The organism is Glutamicibacter sp. (genome assembly GCF_050701915.1).
Classification (GTDB): Bacteria; Actinomycetota; Actinomycetes; order Actinomycetales; family Micrococcaceae; genus Glutamicibacter.
This window is the reverse complement of record NZ_JBOGEG010000033.1, coordinates 1-21546: the sequence shown is the minus strand read 5'-3', so window position 1 is coordinate 21546 and position 21546 is coordinate 1. Positions and strand designations below refer to the sequence as shown.

General features: G+C 59.9%; 21 protein-coding genes. 10 read left to right on the top strand and 11 right to left on the bottom strand.

The window, feature by feature from the left end:
- The first annotated feature begins 57 nt into the window (after positions 1-57).
- Entirely contained in the window at positions 58-837 is a 780-nt protein-coding gene (locus ACRDT3_RS15585; RefSeq protein WP_431493849.1) for a YaaA family protein, read from the top strand.
- 210 nt (positions 838-1047) lie between these two features.
- Positions 1048-3327, top strand: coding sequence for an exo-alpha-sialidase (locus tag ACRDT3_RS15580; RefSeq protein ID WP_431493848.1), 2280 nt, complete (start codon positions 1048-1050; stop codon positions 3325-3327).
- 107 nt (positions 3328-3434) lie between these two features.
- On the opposite strand, the gene ACRDT3_RS15575 is transcribed toward ACRDT3_RS15580, so the two are convergent.
- On the bottom strand, positions 3435-3827 hold the full coding sequence (locus tag ACRDT3_RS15575; protein WP_431493847.1) for a VOC family protein: 393 nt from the start codon (positions 3825-3827) through the stop codon (positions 3435-3437).
- Positions 3828-3839: 12 nt separating this feature from the next.
- Entirely contained in the window at positions 3840-4793 is a 954-nt protein-coding gene (locus ACRDT3_RS15570; protein WP_431493846.1) for a Nif3-like dinuclear metal center hexameric protein, read from the bottom strand.
- 132 nt (positions 4794-4925) lie between these two features.
- Here ACRDT3_RS15570 and msrA point away from each other — a divergent pair, with 132 nt between their 5' ends.
- The 3 genes from msrA (at position 4926) to epsC (ending at position 7243) form a co-directional block, all read left to right on the top strand.
- The gene (gene msrA, locus ACRDT3_RS15565) at positions 4926-5453 is read left to right on the top strand and encodes a peptide-methionine (S)-S-oxide reductase MsrA (RefSeq protein WP_431493865.1); all 528 of its coding nucleotides are present in this window, start codon (positions 4926-4928) and stop codon (positions 5451-5453) included.
- A gap of 127 nt (positions 5454-5580) precedes the next feature.
- Entirely contained in the window at positions 5581-6516 is a 936-nt protein-coding gene (gene cysK, locus ACRDT3_RS15560; protein WP_431493845.1) for a cysteine synthase A, read from the top strand.
- 142 nt (positions 6517-6658) lie between these two features.
- Positions 6659-7243, top strand: a complete 585-nt coding sequence (gene epsC, locus ACRDT3_RS15555; RefSeq protein WP_431493844.1) for a serine O-acetyltransferase EpsC — start codon at positions 6659-6661, stop codon at positions 7241-7243.
- Between the two features lie 179 nt (positions 7244-7422).
- Here epsC and ACRDT3_RS15550 read toward each other — a convergent pair whose 3' ends face one another.
- Together ACRDT3_RS15550 and ACRDT3_RS15545 are read right to left on the bottom strand one after the other, a co-directional pair.
- Positions 7423-8703 carry a dicarboxylate/amino acid:cation symporter gene (locus ACRDT3_RS15550; protein ID WP_431493843.1) on the bottom strand — a complete coding sequence of 427 codons (1281 nt, stop codon included), beginning with the start codon at positions 8701-8703 and terminating at the stop codon, positions 7423-7425.
- 297 nt (positions 8704-9000) lie between these two features.
- Positions 9001-9513 carry a hypothetical protein gene (locus ACRDT3_RS15545; RefSeq protein WP_431493842.1) on the bottom strand — a complete coding sequence of 171 codons (513 nt, stop codon included), beginning with the start codon at positions 9511-9513 and terminating at the stop codon, positions 9001-9003.
- A gap of 131 nt (positions 9514-9644) precedes the next feature.
- On the opposite strand from ACRDT3_RS15545, the gene ACRDT3_RS15540 reads away from it, so the two are divergent.
- Complete coding sequence (locus tag ACRDT3_RS15540) at positions 9645-11906, top strand: ATP-binding cassette domain-containing protein (RefSeq protein WP_431493841.1); 2262 nt, start codon at positions 9645-9647, stop codon at positions 11904-11906.
- Between the two features lie 2 nt (positions 11907-11908).
- On the top strand, positions 11909-12409 hold the full coding sequence (locus ACRDT3_RS15535; RefSeq protein WP_431493840.1) for an N-acetyltransferase family protein: 501 nt from the start codon (positions 11909-11911) through the stop codon (positions 12407-12409).
- Here the strand turns inward: ACRDT3_RS15535 and ACRDT3_RS15530 are convergent, their stop codons facing one another.
- Genes ACRDT3_RS15530 through ACRDT3_RS15520 form a run of 3 tightly spaced genes read right to left on the bottom strand, consistent with a single transcriptional unit; the run spans position 12410 to position 14457 of the window.
- Positions 12410-12943: a hypothetical protein gene (locus tag ACRDT3_RS15530; protein ID WP_431493839.1), complete on the bottom strand. Its 534-nt coding sequence runs from the start codon at positions 12941-12943 to the stop codon at positions 12410-12412.
- 59 nt (positions 12944-13002) lie between these two features.
- Positions 13003-14013, bottom strand: coding sequence for an NADP-dependent oxidoreductase (locus tag ACRDT3_RS15525; RefSeq protein WP_431493838.1), 1011 nt, complete (start codon positions 14011-14013; stop codon positions 13003-13005).
- A 51-nt stretch (positions 14014-14064) separates the two neighbouring features.
- The gene (locus ACRDT3_RS15520; protein WP_431493837.1) at positions 14065-14457 is read right to left on the bottom strand and encodes a DUF1304 domain-containing protein; all 393 of its coding nucleotides are present in this window, start codon (positions 14455-14457) and stop codon (positions 14065-14067) included.
- 92 nt (positions 14458-14549) lie between these two features.
- Here ACRDT3_RS15520 and ACRDT3_RS15515 point away from each other — a divergent pair, with 92 nt between their 5' ends.
- Positions 14550-15128 (top strand): TetR/AcrR family transcriptional regulator, encoded by a 579-nt coding sequence (locus ACRDT3_RS15515; RefSeq protein ID WP_431493836.1) that lies wholly within the window; start codon positions 14550-14552, stop codon positions 15126-15128.
- Between the two features lie 92 nt (positions 15129-15220).
- The gene (locus tag ACRDT3_RS15510; RefSeq protein ID WP_431493835.1) at positions 15221-15745 is read left to right on the top strand and encodes a DinB family protein; all 525 of its coding nucleotides are present in this window, start codon (positions 15221-15223) and stop codon (positions 15743-15745) included.
- Positions 15746-16274: 529 nt separating this feature from the next.
- Here ACRDT3_RS15510 and ACRDT3_RS15505 read toward each other — a convergent pair.
- The 4 genes from ACRDT3_RS15505 to gndA all read right to left on the bottom strand — a co-directional run bounded on the left by ACRDT3_RS15505 (position 16275) and on the right by gndA (position 20544).
- On the bottom strand, positions 16275-17225 hold the full coding sequence (locus ACRDT3_RS15505) for an ornithine cyclodeaminase family protein (RefSeq protein ID WP_431493834.1): 951 nt from the start codon (positions 17223-17225) through the stop codon (positions 16275-16277).
- Positions 17226-17233: 8 nt separating this feature from the next.
- Positions 17234-18361, bottom strand: coding sequence for an aminotransferase class I/II-fold pyridoxal phosphate-dependent enzyme (locus ACRDT3_RS15500; protein WP_431493833.1), 1128 nt, complete (start codon positions 18359-18361; stop codon positions 17234-17236).
- Entirely contained in the window at positions 18351-18995 is a 645-nt protein-coding gene (locus ACRDT3_RS15495; RefSeq protein ID WP_431493832.1) for a helix-turn-helix transcriptional regulator, read from the bottom strand. The genes ACRDT3_RS15500 and ACRDT3_RS15495 overlap by 11 nt, the downstream gene beginning before the upstream one ends.
- A 109-nt stretch (positions 18996-19104) precedes the next feature.
- Entirely contained in the window at positions 19105-20544 is a 1440-nt protein-coding gene (gene gndA / locus ACRDT3_RS15490; protein ID WP_431493831.1) for an NADP-dependent phosphogluconate dehydrogenase, read from the bottom strand.
- 208 nt (positions 20545-20752) lie between these two features.
- On the opposite strand from gndA, the gene ACRDT3_RS15485 reads away from it, so the two are divergent.
- Complete coding sequence (locus tag ACRDT3_RS15485) at positions 20753-21487, top strand: FadR/GntR family transcriptional regulator (RefSeq protein ID WP_431493830.1); 735 nt, start codon at positions 20753-20755, stop codon at positions 21485-21487.
- The last annotated feature ends 59 nt before the right edge of the window (positions 21488-21546 follow it).

The window sequence follows — 21546 nt, the reverse complement described above, 5'->3', positions numbered from 1 at the left end:
CGCTGCGGGTACATGCCCTGGGCAGAAGATCAGGCGAATTCCGATAAGCTGGAAAGCGTGCTTATTCTGTTGCCGCCTTCCGAAGGCAAGACCGCCCACGCCGAAGGTTCTCCGTTTGAAATCGAGGATCTGTCTTTTCCGGAGCTTTGCGGGGAACGCCGCCTCGTGCTTGACGCTCTTGCTGAAGTTTCAGCACGCGAAGATGCCATGGACCTGCTGGGAGTCGGGGCCTCGCTGGCCAAGGAAGTAGCGCGGAATATCAATCTGCACACCGAGCCGGCAGCCAAGGCGCACGATATCTACTCGGGCGTACTCTTCGAGGCCCTGGACTACGCGAGCCTGGACGAAGCAGCGCAGCAGCGCGCGGATGAATCCATCATCGTGATCTCCGCCCTGTGGGGTGCCGTGCGTTTTGGCGACCGTATTCCGCCCTACCGGTTGTCCATGTCGGTCAAGCTCGAGCCGCTGGGCAAGCTGGCCAGCTGGTGGAAGAAGCGCCTGGCTCCGGTACTGGATGCGGTGGCCGGCGACCAGCTGATCGTTGATGCCCGGTCGAGCACTTATGCGGCCGCCTACAAGCCAGCCAATGGCAACACCGTTGCGGTCAACGTCTTCCAGATGCGCAATGGGACTCCGAAGGTGGTCTCGCACTTTGCCAAGCACACCCGTGGCGAGGTAGCCCGTTTCCTGGTCGGGCAATCCGCAGCTGTGCAGAATCCCGGGCAACTGCTCGACCTGGTTCAAACCAAGTGGGAAGCGTCCTTGGTCCAGGACAAGAAGGGCTTGGCACTGAACATTCTGTTGCCAGAAGACCACCAGTTCACCACCGCCAAGTAGCTCAATCAGGATTGGCAATCCAAGCTGTGCCGGTACTGCAGCCCGAAGGATCTTCGCTGCAGCCACCGGCTTATCGCAGCCGGGACGGCCATGGCTCCTCGCAGGCCCCTTCCAAAAGTGATGCGGTTCACATAGGCTTCACGTATGACATCCTACGTCATACGTCCCTCCTATTCCCGGGACCCCATACAACCTGCGAGGAACTAGCCCATGCGAATTCGCTCTAGGCAACATCATGGAAAAACCTTGGCGGCAGCGGTCGCCATCTCCCTGGCTATTCCGTTCATCAGCGCACACAACGCGCTGGCGGCCACCACCTTGGACGAAGCCGATCCCAGTGCACCTCCCGGAAACTACTCCGAGATCAACCTGGGTTCCGACCGCACCGCCCAGAACTTCTTCTACCGCATCCCGGCACTGGCCCATCTGGGCGATGGCGTAGTCATCGCCGCCTGGGATGCCCGCCCCGGCAGCGCTGCCGACGCGCCGAATCCAAACAGCATCGTGCAACGCAAGAGCACCGACAACGGTGCCACTTGGGGTGCGATGACCACCATCGCCGCCGGCTTCCCCGGATCCGCTGAAGAAGGGAAATACGGCTATTCCGACCCCAGCTACGTGGTGGATGAAGAAGCGGGGAAGATTTTCGCGTTCTTCGTCTATTCCAAGGACCAGGGATTCCATGGCAGCACCTGGGGCAACGATGACGAGAATCGGCAGGTCATCAGCGCCGCCGTGGTCGAGTCCAGTGATGACGGCGCCACCTGGAGCGAACCGCGGCTGATCACCGATGTGGTTAAGCCCGGCGACAGCGCGGTGCCCGGGGCAGTCCGCTCCACCTTTGCCACCTCCGGCAAGGGCATCCAGCTCACCCGCGGTGAATACGCCGGACGCTTGGTCCAGCAGTATGCGGCAGATGTCATGCAAGCCGATGGATCGCGGGCTATCCAAGCCTATTCGGTGTATTCGGATGACCACGGGGCTACCTGGCAGCGTGGCGAATTCACCGGGAAAGCCATGGACGAGAACAAGGTAGTTGAGCTTTCCGATGGCCGCTTGATGCTCAACTCCCGTGATAACAGCGGCGGCGGCTACCGCAAGGTCGCCATCTCGTCCGATGGCGGACACAGCTATTCGGCGGTCACCCAGGACAGGAACCTGCCCGACCCCACCAATAACGCCCACATCACCCAGATGTTCCCCGATGCCGAAATCAACAGCACCCAGGCCAAGAAGCTGCTATACACCGGAGCCAATTCGCAGGCCTCCCGCTCCAATGTCTCGGCGCGGGTCTCCTGCGATGACGGCAAAACCTGGCCGGGGCTTCGCACCATCCGCCGAGGGTTGTCTGCCTACTCGGTGGCAGATGCGCTCGACGGGGGCAAGTTCGGGGTGTTCTACGAAGCCGGCTATACCGACAGCATGCAATTCGCATCCTTCGACGAGGATTGGCTGAACTACGTTTGCGCTCCAATGCAGGCCAGTACCCTGGCCGCAGATGCCGGAACAACTGCTGACCTGCCGGTCACTATCACCAACCAGGAAACCGAAGCCATCTCGGGAACCATCGAAGTCGGCGCATCGGACCTGTTCAGTGCCGCAGCTACCCAGGTCGCCGAACTTGAGCCGGGCCAGAGCACCACCGTTAACGTGCCCATAACTATTGCGGCGACAGCTCTCGGCGCGCAATCATTGCAACTGCAATTCACCAGTGCCGCCGGGACCACTTCGCAGGCTGCCATCGCAGCTCAGATCGCCGGCCAAGAAGTCACCGGCATCGAAGTAGTCGGCCAGCGCGGCGATGCGGGCCGCGACCTGGCAGCAGATCCCTACGCGGTGGGTGAGAAGGTGCCCTACAGTTTCCGCGTGAGCAACATCGGCAATATCAATCAATGGGTCGTTCCTGCAGAAGGCAATTTCTCCCCGTTTGCGGCCAAGCCGGTAGGCGAATCCAGTCCAGCAGGCAATTGCCGCTACTCAAACCTCGGCGCTGGCAAGGCCTACACCTGCGCAACTCCGCGCCACGAGGTGACGGTTCAGGAACTAGCGGACGGCTACTTCGTTCCTCAGTCCCGCTGGACCTCCGGCCGCATCGGCGAATACACCAGCATTGTGGATGAATACACCATTACCGGGGAGGAAGTAGATCTCCTTGATCGCCAACCGGCCTTCCGCGTCGAGGTATCCGGGCCGTCAGTCGTCGAACGCCAGGGAAACTCGTCTTCCAAGGCCGGTGGATGGGTCGAATACGAGGTCACCGTCACCAACACCGGCAATGTACGGCTAACCGATCTAGGAGGACCGGGGTTCAGCGTGGCCGAATTGGCGGCCGGGGAATCACGGACCGCTAACATCAGCAGATTGCTAACCAGCCTGGAAATCTCGGAAGGGAAACTGGCCAAGGATCCGCTGCTTGCCACCGCCAGCAATGGACAGCGTGAAGTCGAAGCCGAATACTCACTGGCCGAGGTCAAGCTGGTGGAGCACTAGGCGCAGGCACAAGTTCGCAAGCCGGCTGCCGCCAGCACCCGGAAGAACGCAACCGGTGCGATTCAGGACTGATATTTCCTGGATCGCACCGGTTGGTATTTCACGCTTCAGCTTGCGCGGGGGGCCGCTACCAGTTCGATTTCGAACCCGGATGCATCTTCCAAATACGCCGCGTAGTGCTTTGGCCCCCCGGCGTACGGGTGCAGCTCCGGGAACATGAGGGTGAAACCGTGATCCAGCGCTTGGGCGGCCAACGTTTCCACCGCCTGCCTGGTACCAGCATTAAACGCCAAATGATTCAGCCCGGGAGCCAGGCGATCATGCCGCTGCCTTCTGACATCTGGGCCGGATTCCAAGACAATATAAAAATCGTCACGGGCGTAGCTAATGCCGTCAGCCCATTGGGAATCCACCACATAGCCCAGGCGAGTAAGCAGCCAGCCCAGGGATGCGGTACTGGCTGCCAAATCCTCAACCCAAATTTCTAGATGATGCAGCATGGGACTGCCTGACTAAGGAGTCAGAACGAAGTCCCAAGGATCGGAATTCACCTGGGAAACCTCGATCTCCACGGTGTGGCCAAGATCGTTGAGCACGTTGCCCAAGGCGCGGACGCCTGCCGAGAGCCAGACCCATTCCGAGGCGAAGTGCGAAACATCGATCAGGTATGGGAAACCGCCGTTTGCCGCTTCGCGTGCTTCGCTTGCCGGGTGATGGCGCAGGTCAGCGGTCACGTAGACGTCGGCCTGGTGTGAACGCACCGCGTCGAACAGGGAATCGCCGGCACCGCCGCATAGGGCGACCTTCCGGATGATTCCTGTACGGTCTCCGGCAACACGCACGCCACCAGCAACCGCTGGCAGCACGGTGTAAACGCGTTCAGCGAAATCTTCGAGCTTCATCGGCTTCTCCACAAAGCCCACCCGACCCAAGCCTTCTTCTGGCAGTCCATCCTTGGACTCGATCAACGGCACGCAGTCCTTCAGCCCGAAGGCATCGGCGAGGGCGTCGTTGACTCCCCCGATGGCGTTGTCGGCATTGGTGTGCGCGGTAAGCAACGCGGTACCGGATTCGATCAAGCGGTGAATGGCTTCACCCTTGAAATTGGTGCCGGCAACTTGGGTGACTCCGCGCAGGAGCAACGGGTGGTGAGTGATCAGCAGATCGGCCCCACGCTCGATTGCATCCTCAATCACCTCCAGCGTTGGATCAACAGCCATCACGATCTTGGAAATCTTCTGGCTGGTACGCCCGGTCACCAGGCCGACGGCATCCCAATCTTCGGCCAATGACTTTGGCCAAAGTTCCTCAGCTGCTTCAAGGACGTTACCCAAGGTAGTCTGCGGAACCGATGGGTCTTCCACCGGTTGCTCTGGCTTTTCTTCGGTAACGGGCTTGAGCGTCGAGGCATCCAGGGAATCATTGCTCTTCCCCAGGTCTTGCGAGTTATCTGCCTTGCTCTGCATACCAACCACCCTACGCGGTGCATATGAGGATGGAACAGAATGCAACGCCGCAACGTTGTGAACTGTGTGAGTATTCTCAGCCTTCAGTCACCTCATCAATTCAGCCCGTTCCTGGACGTACAGGACACCAAGCTGAGCACCTTCGTACTAGCCGGCGGTTGCTTCTGGTGCTTGGATGCCGTGTATCAGCGAACGCGCGGCGTCCACGCCGTGATTTCGGGATATATCGGCGGATTCACCAAGGATCCGAATTACCGCGAAGTCTGCAGCGGCACCACCGGGCATGCCGAAGGCGTCGCTGTGATCTTTGATCCCCTGGTAGTTCCGGCCGAAGTCATCTTGGATATGTTCTTTACCGTGCATGACCCGACCACGCTTAACCGCCAGGGCTACGACGTGGGTACGCAGTACCGCTCGGCGATGTTCCCACTCGATGAACAGCAGCGCGGCCTCTTCCAGGACGCCATCGACAAGTTCTCGCGCGTATACCCCAATCCGATCGTCACCACGCTGGAAGAGTCGAAAGATTTCTACCCTGCCGAGCAAATTCATCAGGATTATTACTCCGAAAACCAAGAAGTCGGATATTGCCGGGTGATTATCGATCCAAAGCTCGCAAAAGTCAGGAAATATTACGCTCAATGGCTAAACGAAGCCTAGTCGCGCTTTTGGCCTATTAGGGTTAGTTGTGAACCTCAGAGGTGTCCGGCGGATACGCCAGATTCCGGCAATTATTTCGCCGCAACTAACTGCGGCTGCATAGAGTCACGTAAGGATTGCATACAAGATGGGCAAGATCTACAACAACGTCACCGAAGTCGTCGGCAACACCCCACTGGTGAAGCTGAACCGCGTCGGCGAGGGCCTGCCAGGGAACATCACAGTGAAGCTGGAATTCTACAACCCGGCTAACTCCGTCAAGGACCGCATCGGTGTAGCAATCGTTGATGCGGCCGAGGCGTCGGGCGCGCTGAAGCCAGGTGGCACCATCGTCGAGGGCACTTCCGGCAACACCGGTATCGCACTGGCCATGGTAGGCGCAGCTCGCGGCTACAAGGTCATCTTGACCATGCCTGAAACCATGTCCACCGAACGCCGTGTGATGCTGCGCGCTTTCGGTGCAGAGATCGTGCTGACCCCGGGTGCCGACGGCATGCGCGGTGCTGTGGAGAAGGCCAAGGAAATCGTTGCGACCTCCGAAAATGCCATCTGGGCACAGCAGTTCGCGAACACCGCGAACCCGCAGGTCCACGCAGACACGACCGGTCCGGAGATCTGGGCAGATACCGAGGGCAAGGTCGATGTCCTGGTTGCCGGCATCGGTACCGGTGGCACCATCACCGGTGCAGGCCGCTACCTGAAGGAAAAGAATCCGAACCTGAAGATCGTGGCGGTTGAGCCCAAGGATTCCCCGATCCTCAATGGCGGCAAGCCGGGCCCGCACAAGATCCAGGGATTGGGCGCGAACTTCATCCCCGAGGTGCTCGATACCGAGCTGTACGACGAAGTCCTGGATGCCAGCATCGAGGATTCGGTATCGACCGCTCGCGCGCTGGGTGTCAAGGAAGGCATCCTCGGCGGCATCTCCGCAGGCGCTGCTGTTTGGGGCGCGGTACAGATCGCTGCGCGTGAAGAGAACGCTGGCAAGCAGATCGTTGCGATCATCCCCGACTTCGGTGAGCGCTACATCTCCACCCTGCTCTTCGATGACATTCGTGGCTAAGTAAATTTGCAGAAGCAGAATAAATCGGCGTGAGCCACCGTTGGGTCTATAGAGAGACCTGTATCGGTGCAGCTCGCGCCGATTTGCTGTGTGACATCTGCGGATTGTCCCCGAGCGAACCGCAACCACTAAGGTAGTATTCATGAGTTTTTTCTCCCGCCTGCGTGAGGATTTGGCCAACGCACGCCAGCACGATCCGGCAGCGCGAAGCGATCCCGAAAACTTCTTCGTGTATTCCGGATTGCACGCGATCTGGATGCACCGATTGGCCCACAAGATGTGGCAGAACCCCTCGTTGAAGTGGCCAGCGCGTCTGCTGTCCCAGGCAAACCGAGCCCTGACCGGCATCGAGATCCATCCCGGTGCGACCATTGGCCGTCGGTTCTTCATCGACCATGGCATGGGCATCGTCATTGGCGAGACTGCCGAAATCGGCGATGACGTCATGCTGTACCACGGGGTGACCCTCGGCGGCCGTTCGCTGGCCAAGGTCAAGCGCCACCCGACCATCGGTGATCGCGTGGTCATTGGCGCCGGAGCCAAGGTGCTCGGCCCCATTGTGATCGGCGCCGATTCCGCCATCGGCGCGAACGCCGTGGTCGTCAAGGATGCTCCCGAAGGCTCGATAGTCACCGGAATCCCTGCTCAGAACCGTCCACGCAGGCCTGAAGAGCATAAGCCTGCAGTGGACCCCGCCGAGTACATCGACCCGGCCATGTGGATCTAGTTCTTTTCCCGCCGCTGCGGTAGAGCAAACCCGCCCAGCATACGAACCAGTCAAGGTTCATATGCTGGGCGGGTTTTTGCTTTGGCCCGGATCCTTGCCGGCAAAGCAGAACATCGATGCCCAGTACCATTGCGAGTCTGGTACCGGGCATCGACGCCTTTGCGAGTGCAGGAAGCCGCCTAGGCCAGCTTGTGGTCACCTGATTCGGTGCCATCTGCCAGTTCAACAATTTCAGCCTCAGGATCCTGGGGCTGGGCGCCGAGCTTGCCTCGGGTCAGCTTGTGCATGATCATGGCCAGCGCGCCGTCACCGGTCACGTTGGTTGCGGTGCCGAAGCTATCCAGTGCGATGTAGGCGGCGAACATCAGGCCGACCTCGACCTCCCCGAAGCCCAGCATCTGGGCGAGCAGGCCAGCAGCGGCGGCGATAGCGCCACCAGGCACGCCTGGAGCTGCAATCATCATGATGCCGAGCATCAGGATGAATGGGAAGTAGGTGCCGAAGGAAACGTCGCCACCGGTCAGCAGGAGCACGGCGATGGAGAAGCAGGTGATCTTGACCATCGAGCCCGAAAGGTGGATGGTGGCGCACAGCGGGACGACGAATCCGGCTACCGTGTCGGAAACACCATTCTTCTTGGCGGATTCCAGCGTCACCGGAATGGTTGCGGCCGAAGAGGAAGTACCCAATGCAGTGAAGTAGGCATTGCGCATGCCCCACAGCGCGGCCAGTGGGTTGCGCTTGTTCATCGCTCCAGCGATGGAGTACTGCACCAGCAGGACAACCAGGGTCAGCGCGAAGGAAACCACGGCGACGAAGAGGAACTTCTGCACCACGGTTACGGCGTCCCCGGCAGCAGACAGATCCAGGAAGATGCCGAAGATGAACAGCGGCAAGGCTGGAACAATCACACGGCGGATAACCATTTCGATAATGCTGCGGAACTCCACTGCTCCACGGAAGATCACGGTGGAACGGAAGGCAGTCAGGCCCAGGCCCAGCATGAATGCCAGTACCAGTGCAGTCATGACGCCCATCAGCGGAGTCAGCACGATTTCGGTTGCCGATTCGCCCGCACTGCCGACCAGGGAAATATACGGTTCGAAACCGGATCCTTCGCCTGCGCCAACTTCTTCAACGCCGCCACCGGAAAGCGACTTGGTGAATAGCCAACGGCTCACGAAGTAAGCGAGCAATCCCGCGCACAGGGTGGAGGTGTAGGCGATGGCCGCGGTGATGCCCAACCACTTGCCGGCGCCCTTGCCGAGCTCAGCGATAGCGGGTGCCACCAAACCGAAGATGATCAAAGGCACGATGAAGCCAAGGAATCCGGAGAAGATCGAGTTGTAGGTCAGGAATACGCTTCCCAACCAGACCGGCATAATCGGGCCAAGCAGAATACCCAGCACGATGGCAACGAGCACCCAGCCAAGCAATGGGATAGATTTCAGCAGCTTCATGAATGTCCTTTAAACGGTTCGGGATCGGAGCGCACTGTTGGACGGGCCACAGATGTGTCGTGGCGCACGCCTCAATCATGATAGACGTAATTTTTGTTACACCGAAATCCTGTGAATGAATTAAGTGTTACGAGAATACGCCCTTTGGCCGAATATTCTCTATCGTAAATCGCAGCACGCTCACTCAGGTTCGACCCCTGGTGCATCAGGGGTTCGGGAGTTGAATATTCGTCGATTTAACGGAACCAGGGCGGATCTGCCCCATTAAGCAGTCCCGCCCCGGCTTGGATCCATTGATTATTCGAAGTTCGCTTCGACCACGCCTTGTTCGTGGCCCTGGCCAACCACCTGGCTTTGCACGCGGAGGTTGAGCACGGATCCATCATCGGCATTTTCATAGCTCACGAAGACCGAACCGGCTCCGGCATCGCTGCCCGTTTGCGACCAGTTCGGTCCGCCCGCCGCCGAATGCTCAGTGAGGAAGGCGACCACCTGAACGGTGGCCAGCTGCTTCATCTGGGCTTCATTTCCATTGCCCCAAGCGACGACCAGGGCATCTGCATACTCGGTAGCGCTCGATGGGAGCTTGCCCAGCTCTTGGCCCCCGATAGTTTCGGATTGCTCCGACTCCCTTGCAGCCTCAGAAGAGGATGCCGTTGGCGATGCGGACCGCGTCGGGCTGGCTTCAGGACTTGATGGTTCCTGGCTTGCGGTGCCACCTGTGGTGCTGCCGCAACCGGCGAGCGCGAGGCAGCCGGCCAGTGCCGCCACCGAGCCGAGCTTGAGTAGTTTCCTAGGTCCGTCAGGCATGGCTTTCTCCGCTCTCGCATGGGAGTCGCTGCTCCCCTATTGGTTTGATCCTCCACTGGAATCGGCAGCAATTGCAAGTTCGTCCCCGTGCTGGAGGTGTTGGCTGGCGCGTTTCTCAGTAGGCTTGGGACATGATCCAGCATCCGGCCGATAGCCATGACACGATTCGAGTACGCCAAGCCCGGGAAAATAATTTGCGAGGTGTTGACGTCGATATTCCAAAGCGGCGCATCACAGCTTTTACGGGTGTTTCCGGTTCAGGGAAGTCGTCCTTGGTGTTTGGCACGATTGCTGCTGAGTCCCAGCGGCTAATCAATGAAACTTATACGACTTTCATTCAGAGTTTCATGCCCTCGATGCCCCGACCCGATGTCGAGGTGCTGGAAAACCTTTCTACCGCCATCGTGGTCGACCAGGAACGCATGGGCGCGAATTCGCGTTCTACCGTGGGCACGGCTACCGATGCCTATTCGCTCCTGCGCGTTCTGTATTCTCGTTATTCCACTCCGAGTGCCGGCGGCGCTGGCGCGTACTCGTTTAATCTTGGCCAGGGCGCGTGCCCGGTGTGCGAGGGTTTCGGCACCGAGGCGAGCATCGACCTTGACGAGCTGCTGGACTGGGACAAGACGCTGAACGAGGGAGCCATCAAGGCGCCAAACTTCGCCCCTGGTTCTTGGCTGTGGCAGACACTGACCGCCGGCACGGAGCCGGATCTGGACGTGAAGCTCAGTGGCATGCCCAGGGCCATGCTGGACCGCCTGCTCTATGAAGAAGCTGGCAAGGTCAAGCTCAACGGTGCCAACATGAGCTACTCGGGTTTGGTCACGCGCATCAAGTCCAGTTACATCCATTCGGGCAGGGAGATCAAGCAAGCCCATATTCGTGCCTGGATCGAACGTATCTCCACGACCGCACCGTGCTCTGCCTGCGCCGGATCGCGGCTTGGGCAGGCGGCTCGCGCTTCGAAGATCAATTCCTTGGGAATCGCGGACATGACCGCACTGCAGGTTTCCGAGCTGCTCGAAATGCTGGAAAAGATCCAGATCCCGGATGCCGCGCCGCTGATCACTAATTTGAAGGCCGTGCTCAAATCCATGGTGGATTTGGGGTTGGGATATCTTTCGCTGGACCGTCCGGCCGGGACCCTTTCCGGTGGCGAAGCCCAGCGCGTGAAGATGATCCGGCATCTTGGATCAGCGCTCTGTGATGTCACGTATGTTTTCGACGAGCCCACCGTTGGGTTGCATCCCCATGACATCCAGCGGATGAACGGGTTGCTGGCTGATTTGCGCAACAAGGGCAATACCGTGCTGGTGGTGGAGCATAAGCCTGAGGTCATTGGAATCGCGGACCACGTGATCGATTTGGGCCCGGGTGCTGGTACCCACGGCGGCACCATTTGCTACAGCGGTCCAGTCGATGGCCTGCTCGCCAGCGATACCCTGACCGGAAAGCATTTCACGACGCGCGCGTCGCTCAATTCGAACCCGCGCGAGGCAGATGGGGCAATGGAAGTACGTGGCGCTTCCTTGCACAACCTGAAGAACGTTTCCGTGGATATTCCTACCGGCGTGATGTGCGCGATCACCGGTGTCGCCGGTTCCGGTAAATCCACATTGATCCATTCGACGATCGCCAAACGTGACGACGTTGCGGTGGTGGACCAAACCGCCATCCGCGGATCACGGCGTTCGAACCCGGCCACCTATACCGGGATCATGGATCCGATCCGTGCGGCCTTTGCGAAAGCCAACGGGGTGAAGCCTGGCCTGTTCAGCGCCAATTCTGCCGGAGCGTGCCCGGGGTGCAGCGGTGTTGGATTCACCTATACGGATTTGGCTTCCATGGCCGGGGTTGCTTTGCCTTGTGAACAGTGCGGAGGCAAGCGGTATACCGCTGAAGTGCTGGATTACACCTTGGATGGCTTGAACATTGCCGAGGTCCTGGACTTGAGCATGGAAGACGCACTGGCGCAGCTCAAAGTGCCCAAGGCGAAGGCCATGCTTGAACGGCTGAATCAGGTGGGACTGGGATACCTGAAACTGGGCCAGCGCCTTAACACGCTTTCTGGCGGTGAACGGCAGCGAATCAAGTTGGCAATCAATTTGGGCCAGGGCGCTGGTACCTACATCCTGGATGAACCAACAACCGGATTGCACATGGCTGATGTGCAGAACCTGCTGCGCCTGCTCGACGAGATGGTCGATGAAGGCAATACCGTCATCATCATCGAGCATCACCTGGCGGTGGTTGCACACTGCGACTGGGTCATTGATCTGGGCCCAGGGGCAGGACACGAGGGTGGAAGCATAGTCTTTGAAGGTACCCCGCCGGATCTTGCCGCCTCCGGCACGCTGACCGGAGTTCATCTAGCCGAATACATCAAGGGATAGATGTGGCTCGAAAGCTCAGAAAACCGCTGCCTGCCGATGCGCAGGAGCTTGCCAAGCTGCATGTCGATTGCTGGAAGGAAACCTACACGGGTCTGCTGCCAGATGGCTTCTTCGACCTTGCGCACGAGGAGCAGCGGCTAGGCATGTGGGCCAGGGTCCTGAATGACCCTAATCCGCTGTTCAGGATTTCAGTGGCGGAAAGCGAGGACGGGAAGCTTGTCGGCTTCGCCTTCTCCGCACCCCCTACCGGGAATACCGATGGAATGCGCGAAGATGTCTCCCGGCAGCTATACAACTTGTATCTGCTGGAGGACTTCCATGGCGACGGAACAGGGCAGGCGCTGCTAGATGCAGTCCTTGGCGATGAGCCGGCCATGCTCTGGGTGGCGGCCCAGAATCCGCGTGCCATCAGATTCTACGAACGCAACGGCTTCGCCTTCGACGGTGTCACCGAGGATGATCCGACTGCTCCGAAGATTACCGACGCAAGAATGCTGCGGTAGCTAGCCAGCGGAGAGGATCTTGACGATTTCCGGGTCGCTTTCCCTGCCCAGCTTCGCGTCGATCTTCAGCACCAGCTGCGCCTGGCGAAGCAACGTGTCATATTCCGGACCGGGATCGGGGTTCGTTCGAATCCCCATGGAGCTGAGTGTGCGCAATTTGTCCAGGGCCAGCTCCTTGACCACATCACGGATCAAGGCCAAATCCTCTGGCTGCACCGTCCACCGGTCCTTGTGGGCATGTTGCCAGGATCTGCGCTGCGCCTCGTCCAGGCCTTCGGGCAGCTCGCCTTGGCCTTGGAGGTGGTCGAGCATCGAGGTACCAACGTTCTGCTCGGTGATGTCCTGGGCCAAGCACCGGTCAATGGCGTATTGGACGCGTAGCCACCATTGGTCCGCGGTATCCAGCTTCGAGCGCAGCCGCAGTGTCCGCAATGCCAGGACAACACCTACGGCCGCGATTATTACCGTCAAAAGTGGGGCGAGCGCGAGCAGGATTCCTAGCCCCGAGCCCCAGCCACCGCCATATCCGTTCATGCTCCGATCCTAGCCCCGGAATCGGGGTTCGGACCGGAGCAATCCTTGGGTTGGTGGAACTAGATGCGCACCAGCATCTTGCCGGTGTTCGCGCCGCGCATCATTCCGAGGAAGGCGTCCACGGTATTCTCAATGCCGTCAACGATGGTCTCGTCGTAGGCGATCTTGCCTTCGGAGAACCACTTGCCCATGCGCTCGCCGAACTCCGGGGCGAGATCAAGGTAGCTGGAGAGGGTGAATCCCTGCAGTTTCAGGCCGCGGGTGATCAGATTGGCCATGTTCCGCGGGCCCGGAGTCGACTCGGTGGTGTTGTAGCTGGCGATAGCGCCGCACAGGGCAGCACGCCCGCCATCATTGAACGCTGCCAGCGCGGCTTCGAGGTGATCCCCGCCCACGTTGTCGAAGAAGACATCGATGCCCTCTGGAGCTGCGGCAGCCAGCTGCCCGCGGACATCGCCATCCTTGTAGTTGAAGGCGGCATCGTAGCCGTACTTGCTGGTCAGCAGGTCAACTTTCTCAGCGCTGCCAGCCGAGCCGATGACGCGCTTGGCACCCATGAGCTTGGCGATCTGACCGGCAGCAGTGCCCACCGCACCTGCAGCGCCGGAGACGAAGACGGTCTCGCCCTCGGCAAGATTGGCGACGGCGCTCAGGCCTACGTAGGCGGTCAAACCGGTCATGCCCAAGATGTGCAGGCGAAGGGATGAAGATACCCCCGGAAGATCGGGTGCCGGGTTGAAGCTGGCCGAATCAGCTTGCACGGTGTCCGACCAGCCCAGCTGATGCTGGACCAAGGTGCCTGCCGGGAACGCTTCGTCTGCGGTCTCGATGACTCGACCAATTGCGCCGCCGAGGATCTGCTCGCCAATCTGGAATGGCGGGATGTAGGAACGGGTGTCATTCATGCGGCCTCGCATGTACGGATCCACGGAAATGAACTCATTGCGCACCCGGATTTCACCGGCCTTCAGCTCCGGCAGCTCGATGGTCTGGACGGTGAAGTTCTCCTGCGTTGGCCAACCGGATGGGCGGGAGGCGAGCAGGATCTGCGTGCTGGTTGCTTCAGTCATGGTTACCAGTTCTTTCGATTCTCGGTGATGTTTGGAACTCTCGGTGTCTTCCTAGTTGCCCAGCGCCAGGCCGAAGACCAGCAGCGCAACCGACAGCAACGGGAAAAGCCCTTGCTTCACGGCCAGCTTGGCTTTGCTCGGGCTGCCCAATGCCAGCACCAACGCGGCGGCAAGCATGGAGCCTGTTCCAGCGAAGACCAAGGTGGCTCCCACCGCCAGGTGGCCAATGCCCAAGGCGATGACACCTGCAATAGCGGCAATTGCCAAGAAGAGGTTGTAGAACCCCTGGTTGAAGGCCATTTCCCGCGTTGCTTCTGCCTCGGCTTCGCTGGTCTTGAACACGGCTCGGGTTTTCCCGGTGGTCCAAGTCAGGGACTCCATCGAGAAGATATAGATGTGAAGCAGGGCAGCGACGGTTGCGAAGACCTGTGCGGCGATGATCATGGCCTGTCCTTGGTGTTGGGGAAACAACTATTCTGTAACGACCATTTCAATATATACTGGAATGGTCGTTACGAAAAGAGGAGGTGGGTGTGATGGCGCGGACATCTGCATTCGATAAGGAATTGGTCATCCAGAGCGCCCGCTCGGTTTTCTGGTCCAAGGGCTTCGAGGCCACGTCTATTCCCGAACTTGAAAACGCTACCGGCCTGAGCCGGTCAAGCATCTATAACTCCTTCGGCTCCAAGCGTGGCCTATTCGATGCAGCGGTGGACAGCTACCTCAATGAGATTGTCCGCCCGCGATTGCGTCCGCTGCTCCAGGATCCGGTACCTGCCCAGGCACTGGGAGACTATCTGCGTGGGCTTGCTGCCGTTTTCGCGAAGCCCGAGTCCCTGCCAGCAGCCCATGGCTGCCTGCTGATCAACACCGCGAGCGCACCGATTGCCGCAGAAAACGAAATCGCAGCCATCATTTCCGCCTACCGGGAAGAACTTGATGGAGCTGTGGGCCGTGGCTTGCAAGCCATTCGTCCGGACCTTCCGGCCGAACGCCACTCCCTGCTCACCGGCACGATCACCGGGCTGGTGGTGGCAGCATTCACCATCGTGCGCATCTCCCCCAGCGAAGCTGTTCGCTTATTGCAGTGTGCCGAAAACCTGCTGGACGATTAGCCGCTTAGGCTCTACCCATCTGCGAATCCACGATTTACGATGGAACCCCGGCACAAACAGGCTCTGAGGACCCTCATGCGGAGTGATTACTGATGGACCAGGTTCGTGAACAAATTGCCGCCAGCTACCGGCACGACGCCACTGCCCTGGGCGGCTACCTGTCTGCTGCGGATTTCAATGCGCTGAAGAATCGCAGCGAAGGCACCCGTTGGACCAATGAGCAGCTCCTCTTCCACATGGTCTTCGGCTATATGGTGGTCCGGGCACTTATCCCGCTGGTGCACCTGCTGATCAAGTGCCCGCCCTGGATTAGCTCCGCATTCTGCAAATTGCTGAATTTCGGCACGCCGCTTTTCCATCTGGTCAATTACCTCGGTTCCTGTGCCGCGGCCACCGTATTCAACCATCGTCGCGTGCAGAGAAGGCTGGAGCGGACCCAAGCAGCGCTCCTGTCCAGGCTTGGAACAGAGCAAACGGCGGCCTTGCAGCGCTGCGCTGACTTCCCTAGCCGGTGGGATCCGTTTTTCCACGAGCAAATGAGTTTGGCCCAGGTCTACGCCTACCCCAGCGAGCACTTCGCTTTCCATTGCCAACAACTTTCGCTTCCACGAAAGTGAACCCGTACGCGATACGCATCCGGGTGCCCTGGCGCGCAAGTTCTTGCCGCCAGCGCGCAACTAACTCCAAGTGCCCCCGAATCCGTGCCGAATCCCGGCGGTTGCTTGATCATCGGAGTCTCCACGCGCACCCATCGGTACCGGCATACTGTTGGCGCCAGTTGTCGGGGCCCATCGCAAACAGCTGCGCGGGACCCATTGTTCCGGCATCCAGTGGGCTCGATCCGCCCTATCGGCTCAGCCTCAAGATCTATTGGCCGAGGTTAGTTGCCGTCTTGTGATCGCCCCTTTGGCCTTGGTAAGCATTCGCCCAAAGGCAGCGGCGCTACGTCTCACCGTGCTCTGACGCTGCGGCCGAGTCAGCGCCGCCAGTTCATGCGGCTATGGCACCGGCACACCCTAGGGGTGATCCGTTGACTCTGTGAGCGCGTTCCACCTTGCGCGGGAACGATGCTATTTGCCAAGCCCAGCAGCCCTCAACGGTCTGCGGAAACACAGGCTGGACTGATGCGGATGTGAATCCGAGCCATCAACCGGCCAGGTTCAGCTTGCTGAGTATGGCGTTTGCAACGGCGGTATCGGTGGCGCCGACAACAGTTAAATCGGCAATGCTCAATGCGTGGTCCTGTCCGCCTGGATCATCGCGACCCACACCATCGCGAAGGATGCTTCCGACCGCAAGGTCCGCGTCGCCATCGGCATATCCCTCGCGTACCGCGGCACCGAAATCCCCGTGTTCTAGACACTGGGCGTGATCATCAGTGGCGATAACCGAAGCCTTGGCGAAGAGCGAGGGCGGCAATTCGTGTTTGCCGGGCATATCGGCTCCAAGGGCGGTGATGTGGCGAGCTTCGCGGAATGCGCCGACAGGAGCCAACGGGCTCCGAGCTGCCGTCGCGGTGATGACGCACGGTTGTCCCGCGGCATCTTCGACGCTGCCGGCGCTGGCCTCGATTCCGTCCTCCCGAAGTTCTGCGGCTAGTCGCTGGGCGGCATCATCGTTGCGGCCCCAGACTTGCACGCGGTTTAGCGGACGCAGGCAATGCAGCCATTGGACCTGCAGTTTCGCTTGAAGCCCGGTCCCCAGCACGCCAATCTCACTGACCCCATCCTGAGCCATGGCATCGGTGATGAGCGCTCCCGCTGCCGCCGTACGCCACGCAGTAATCCAGCCTTCGTCGACCAGCACGGCACCAAGCGCACCGGTTTGCGCGCTCAGCGCCAGGAGCAGGCCATTATTCGTCGGCAATCCCAAAGCTGCATTGCCATAGAAGCCGCTGGCTACCTTCACCGTAAAGTACGGCAAACCCTCGACCTGACCGGCCTTGACATGGCAATCGCCGTTGGCCCTCGGAAATAAGAGGTGCGTGGGCGGTGGCACCTGGGTGGATCCTTGGGCATGCGCGATCAGCGATTCACGAACAGCCGTGAAGATGAGCTCTGCCGATGCCGCCTGCCTGATTTCGGCTAGGGAAATCATCGGTGGATTCATGCCTTGCGTTCCAACCACGAGTTCCAGGCCTCCAGGGCAGGTTGCACATTGCTACGCCCCAGTCCCAGCCGGAACCTGTCGGTGGGGGTGGGTGTCAGTTCAGATTGGTAAATGCTGGCCGGCAAGAGCAATACGCCGGCTTCTTCGACGAGCTTTGCGCACATCCGCTCCACGCCTTCGTTGCCCAGGTAACGAGGGTATGCAATGCAGCCGCCTTGCGGATGCTGGAATTCGAACGATTCGGGGTGCTGTGCGAAAAAATGGTCAAAGGCCACTAGATTTTCGGCGAAAATCCCCCGATTCCGGTCAAGCAGGCTCTCGCCGGCACGCAACGCGATGAGTCCCAGAATTTCGCTCGGGCCAGAGTTGCAGATGGTTGTATAGTGCTTGGCGCGTTCGAGTCTTGCCAGGATTTCGCGGTCTCGGCAGGCGATCCAACCTATGCGCAGGCCGGGCAGGCCATAAGACTTCGACAAGACGTTCAACGACAGCGCCTGCGATGAAAGATCTGCCGCCTGCGGCAGCCTCACCGACGGGTCCAGCTCCAGCCCGCGGAACACCTCATCGCTGAACAGCGTGATTCCGTGTTCATCGCATAGCTCAACCAATTGCGACCAAACCCGTTGATCCGGGATGGCTCCTGTTGGATTATTGGGAAAATTGACCGAAATCAGGCGAGTGTTCGGCCGCAGCGCAGCGCGGACAGATTCCAGATCCAGGGCCCAGCCGTTCTCGGCGTTGAGCGCTACCCCGCTGACTTCGCACAGTGAGAGCGGGATCGTCTCCGCAGACTGGTAATTGGGCGTGATGACTACTGCATGGTCGCCTGCGCCCAACAGCACCTGCATGGCCACATACAACCCCTCTTCCGCACCCGAGAAGCAGATGATATCCGCGGGTTCCACGTGTTCATAGGTACTGGCGATCGCTTCCCTCAGAGCGGGCAGTCCGTAGGTTTCGGTGTATCCCAGCTGCAGCTCATTCCAGCGCGCACGAGAGTCATCATCGGCCAGATCCAGCAGTTCAGTGACCGAAAAGGTTTGGGCGTCGGAGGCGGCCAGATGGTATCGGGCACTGAATTCCCAAGTCGAGAAGTATGTTTCGAGGCGGAAATCAGGAAGCATGGCCACGCTCCTTCCCGTCTTTCCGCACTTCGGCGAGCAGGTTGTACACCGATGATCTTGACATGTTCAGGATCCGCGCGGTCACTGGAATCGAGCGCTGCCGGCCGAAGGTGCCGGCGGCGTCGAGTCGCGCCAGCAGGGTTCGCCGCTCGGCTCGGCTCAGGCGTTCGACCGATGTTCCCGTTTCGCGGACATAGTCACCTACGAATTGGTGGATCCCCTCGATCCAGTCATGCTCGAAAAGTTCACGAGGTTGCTGTTGAACCGGCGCCGCAAATGCGGCGATGAGCCTGGAGGCGTCGTTGAAGACCGTGCGATCGAAGTTGATGCAGAGCACCACCTCGGCCAGCCCGCTGCCATCGCGCAGCACCGCGCTGACGCTACTGAGCTGCCGCCCATCGGCCAGGGATTTTGGGTATGGGCCAAAAACGTTGGTCCCCTCGTCCTGCATTTCGTCCAGCTCGGAGAGCAGTGAGTCATCTCCTGGGGCTCGGCCGGAGAAGGAATTCCAGATCGCCAGAATGGTATCCGTATCCGGGTCATGCAGCACGACTTCCGCGTGCGGCGAGAGCAGGCGCGACACGGCCTCGCAGACCGGTGCCCAGCGATGCATTGCATCTAGTTTCTCAGTCACAATAAGACTATATGTTTAAATTGGACAATTTGTCCAAATTCTCCAGGGCGCAAAAATGGCCTGCCCGAACTCCGAAGAGCTCCGGCAGGCCATTAAGGAAAACCCGGTATTAGTGGGTGTCCTCGGCAGCAATCTCGGTGCGGTCACCGCTCCACTGCGTGTGGAAGGTGCCTTCCTTGTCGGTGCGGCGGTAGGTGTGCGCGCCGAAGTAGTCGCGCAGGCCCTGGGTCAAGGCTGCTGGCAACCGATCACGGCGCAGGCCATCGTAGTAAGCCAGCGACGAGGAGAACACTGGTGCAGGAATGCCCAGCTGGACAGCAACGGAAACCACGCGGCGCCAAGCTGGAACTGCCTTGTTGATGGCTTCAGCGAAAGCCGGAGCGAACAGCAGGTTCGAAGGCTTTTCGCCTGCCGAGTAGGCAGCGGTGATGTCCTTGAGCAGGGCCGCACGGATGATGCAGCCTTCACGCCACAGGCCAGCGATCTCGTCGAGCTTCAGGTCCCAGTTGTATTCGTCGGCAGCCGAAGTGAGCATGTCGATACCCTGCGCGTAGGAAACGAGCTTCGAAGCGAACAGCGCCTGGCGCACGTCCTCGACGAAGTTCTCCGGCAAGGCGACCTCGGCGGTTTCGCCGGTCAGCACCTGCTGGCCCACGGCGCGGATATCGCGCTGCGAGGACAGGGAGCGGGCGAAGACCGACTCGGCGATAGCCGAAACAGGCGAGCCCATGTCCAGTCCGGACTGCACGGTCCAGCGTCCGGTGCCCTTCTGCCCTGCGGAGTCCTGGATGACGTCTACCAGCGGCTTGCCGGTGGAAGCGTCAACGTGGCCCAGTACCTCAGCGGTGATCTCGATCAGGAAGCTGGACAGTTCGCCCTGGTTCCATTCGTTGAAGATTTCCGCCTGCTTGGCTGGCTCGATGCCTGCGGCATTGCGCATCAGGTCGTAGGCTTCGCCGATGACCTGCATGTCGGCGTATTCGATGCCGTTGTGGACCATCTTCACGAAGTGGCCTGCGCCGTCGGTGGAGATCCAAGCGCAGCAAGGTGCGCCGTCGTCAGCCTTTGCGGAGATCTTCTCCAGCATCGGGCCCAGCGACTTGTAGGATTCAGCGGAACCGCCTGGCATGATCGATGGGCCGAGCAGCGCGCCCTCTTCACCGCCGGAGACGCCGATGCCCACGAAGTGCAGGCCCTTTTCAGCCAAGGCAGCTTCGCGGCGACGGGTGTCCGTGTAGTGCGAGTTGCCGGCGTCGATGACAACGTCGCCCTCTTCGAGCAGCGGCACCAGCTGGTCAATAACCGAGTCCACTGGACCGCCGGCCTTGACCATGATCAGCACGCGGCGTGGGGTTTCGAGATTTGCTACCAGTTCTTCCAGGCTTTCGGTGCGAATGAAATCGCCTTCATCGCCATGTGCTTCAAGCAGTGCGTCGGTCTTGCCGACCGAGCGGTTGTGCAGGGCGACGGTGTATCCGTTGCGAGCGAAGTTACGGGCAAGGTTTGCGCCCATGACGGCCAGACCTGTGACACCAATCTGTGCAGGCATAAAAATAAGTCTCCATCGATTACGGGGAGTTGAACCGCCAAGCAGAGACCGGATTAGTCACGATCCCTGTTCACGGCCACGTGACCTTTCCATCCTACAAGGGCGAGGCCCGTGTTTTACAGCGGATCGCATAAATTAAAGCATATTTATTTCGCGGATCGACTCGCCATAGCCTGATTTGGCGCAAGTCATTGGCTAAACTGACCCCATGGCAACTAGTCTGCACGCTCATGTGGTTGAGCACCTCGGCTCCCGCATTATCAGCGGGCAAATTCCGCGCGGCTCCATTATCCTCGCCGCCGATCTCGAGCAGAAGCTCCAGGTCTCGCGTTCGGTGATCCGTGAAGCCATCCGCGTTCTGGCCCAATGCGGCCTAGTCAGCAGCACTAAGCGCGTGGGCATTCGAGTGCTGGGCGCGGAGCGTTGGAACCCCTACGACGACCATGTCATCCGCTGGCGGCTGGCCAGCGACCAGAAGGGCGCACAGCTGCGCTCGCTGACCGAACTGCGCATATCCGTTGAGCCGATGGCCGCTGAATTGGCTGCCGAGTTCGCCCCGGATGCGATGCGCAAAGAGCTGATGATGCTCTCGGCGCAGATGAACCATTACGGGCGGCAAGGCGATTTGCGGCGTTTCCTGGAACTGGATATCCGGTTCCACGCGGTGGTGCTGGCCGCTTCCGGCAACGAGATGTTCGCGAACCTCTCCACTCCGATCGGAGCGATCCTGCGCGGACGCACCGAACTGGGCCTGATGCCTGAACGCCCGCACGAGGAAGCCTTGCTCTGGCACCAGTCGGTCGCCGATGCCATCTCCAATTCGGACTCCGCCGGCGCGCGGAAGAACATGGAAAGCATCATGCGCCGGACGCACAACGAGATCTGCAGCCTCTGGGAAGGGGCGCCGCGCTTGTTCGTGGACCCGGCCAAGAACACCCAGTAACCCAGCATTCCCGCTTTGAAATGCGAATCCGCCGGGGGCAGCGATCTGCATCGCTGCCC

Coding starts and splice junctions, on each gene's coding strand:
- ACRDT3_RS15485 (WP_431493830.1), top strand. CDS start 20,753: ATGGCAACTAGTCTGCACGCTCATGTGGTTGAGCACCTCGGCTCCCGC.
- gndA (WP_431493831.1), bottom strand. CDS start 20,544: ATGCCTGCACAGATTGGTGTCACAGGTCTGGCCGTCATGGGCGCAAAC.
- ACRDT3_RS15575 (WP_431493847.1), bottom strand. CDS start 3,827: ATGCTGCATCATCTAGAAATTTGGGTTGAGGATTTGGCAGCCAGTACC.
- ACRDT3_RS15515 (WP_431493836.1), top strand. CDS start 14,550: ATGGCGCGGACATCTGCATTCGATAAGGAATTGGTCATCCAGAGCGCC.
- ACRDT3_RS15505 (WP_431493834.1), bottom strand. CDS start 17,225: ATGATTTCCCTAGCCGAAATCAGGCAGGCGGCATCGGCAGAGCTCATC.
- ACRDT3_RS15530 (WP_431493839.1), bottom strand. CDS start 12,943: ATGAACGGATATGGCGGTGGCTGGGGCTCGGGGCTAGGAATCCTGCTC.
- ACRDT3_RS15545 (WP_431493842.1), bottom strand. CDS start 9,513: ATGCCTGACGGACCTAGGAAACTACTCAAGCTCGGCTCGGTGGCGGCA.
- ACRDT3_RS15520 (WP_431493837.1), bottom strand. CDS start 14,457: ATGATCATCGCCGCACAGGTCTTCGCAACCGTCGCTGCCCTGCTTCAC.
- ACRDT3_RS15540 (WP_431493841.1), top strand. CDS start 9,645: ATGATCCAGCATCCGGCCGATAGCCATGACACGATTCGAGTACGCCAA.
- ACRDT3_RS15510 (WP_431493835.1), top strand. CDS start 15,221: ATGGACCAGGTTCGTGAACAAATTGCCGCCAGCTACCGGCACGACGCC.
- ACRDT3_RS15550 (WP_431493843.1), bottom strand. CDS start 8,703: ATGAAGCTGCTGAAATCTATCCCATTGCTTGGCTGGGTGCTCGTTGCC.
- cysK (WP_431493845.1), top strand. CDS start 5,581: ATGGGCAAGATCTACAACAACGTCACCGAAGTCGTCGGCAACACCCCA.
- ACRDT3_RS15525 (WP_431493838.1), bottom strand. CDS start 14,013: ATGACTGAAGCAACCAGCACGCAGATCCTGCTCGCCTCCCGCCCATCC.
- epsC (WP_431493844.1), top strand. CDS start 6,659: ATGAGTTTTTTCTCCCGCCTGCGTGAGGATTTGGCCAACGCACGCCAG.
- ACRDT3_RS15580 (WP_431493848.1), top strand. CDS start 1,048: ATGCGAATTCGCTCTAGGCAACATCATGGAAAAACCTTGGCGGCAGCG.
- ACRDT3_RS15570 (WP_431493846.1), bottom strand. CDS start 4,793: ATGCAGAGCAAGGCAGATAACTCGCAAGACCTGGGGAAGAGCAATGAT.
- ACRDT3_RS15500 (WP_431493833.1), bottom strand. CDS start 18,361: ATGCTTCCTGATTTCCGCCTCGAAACATACTTCTCGACTTGGGAATTC.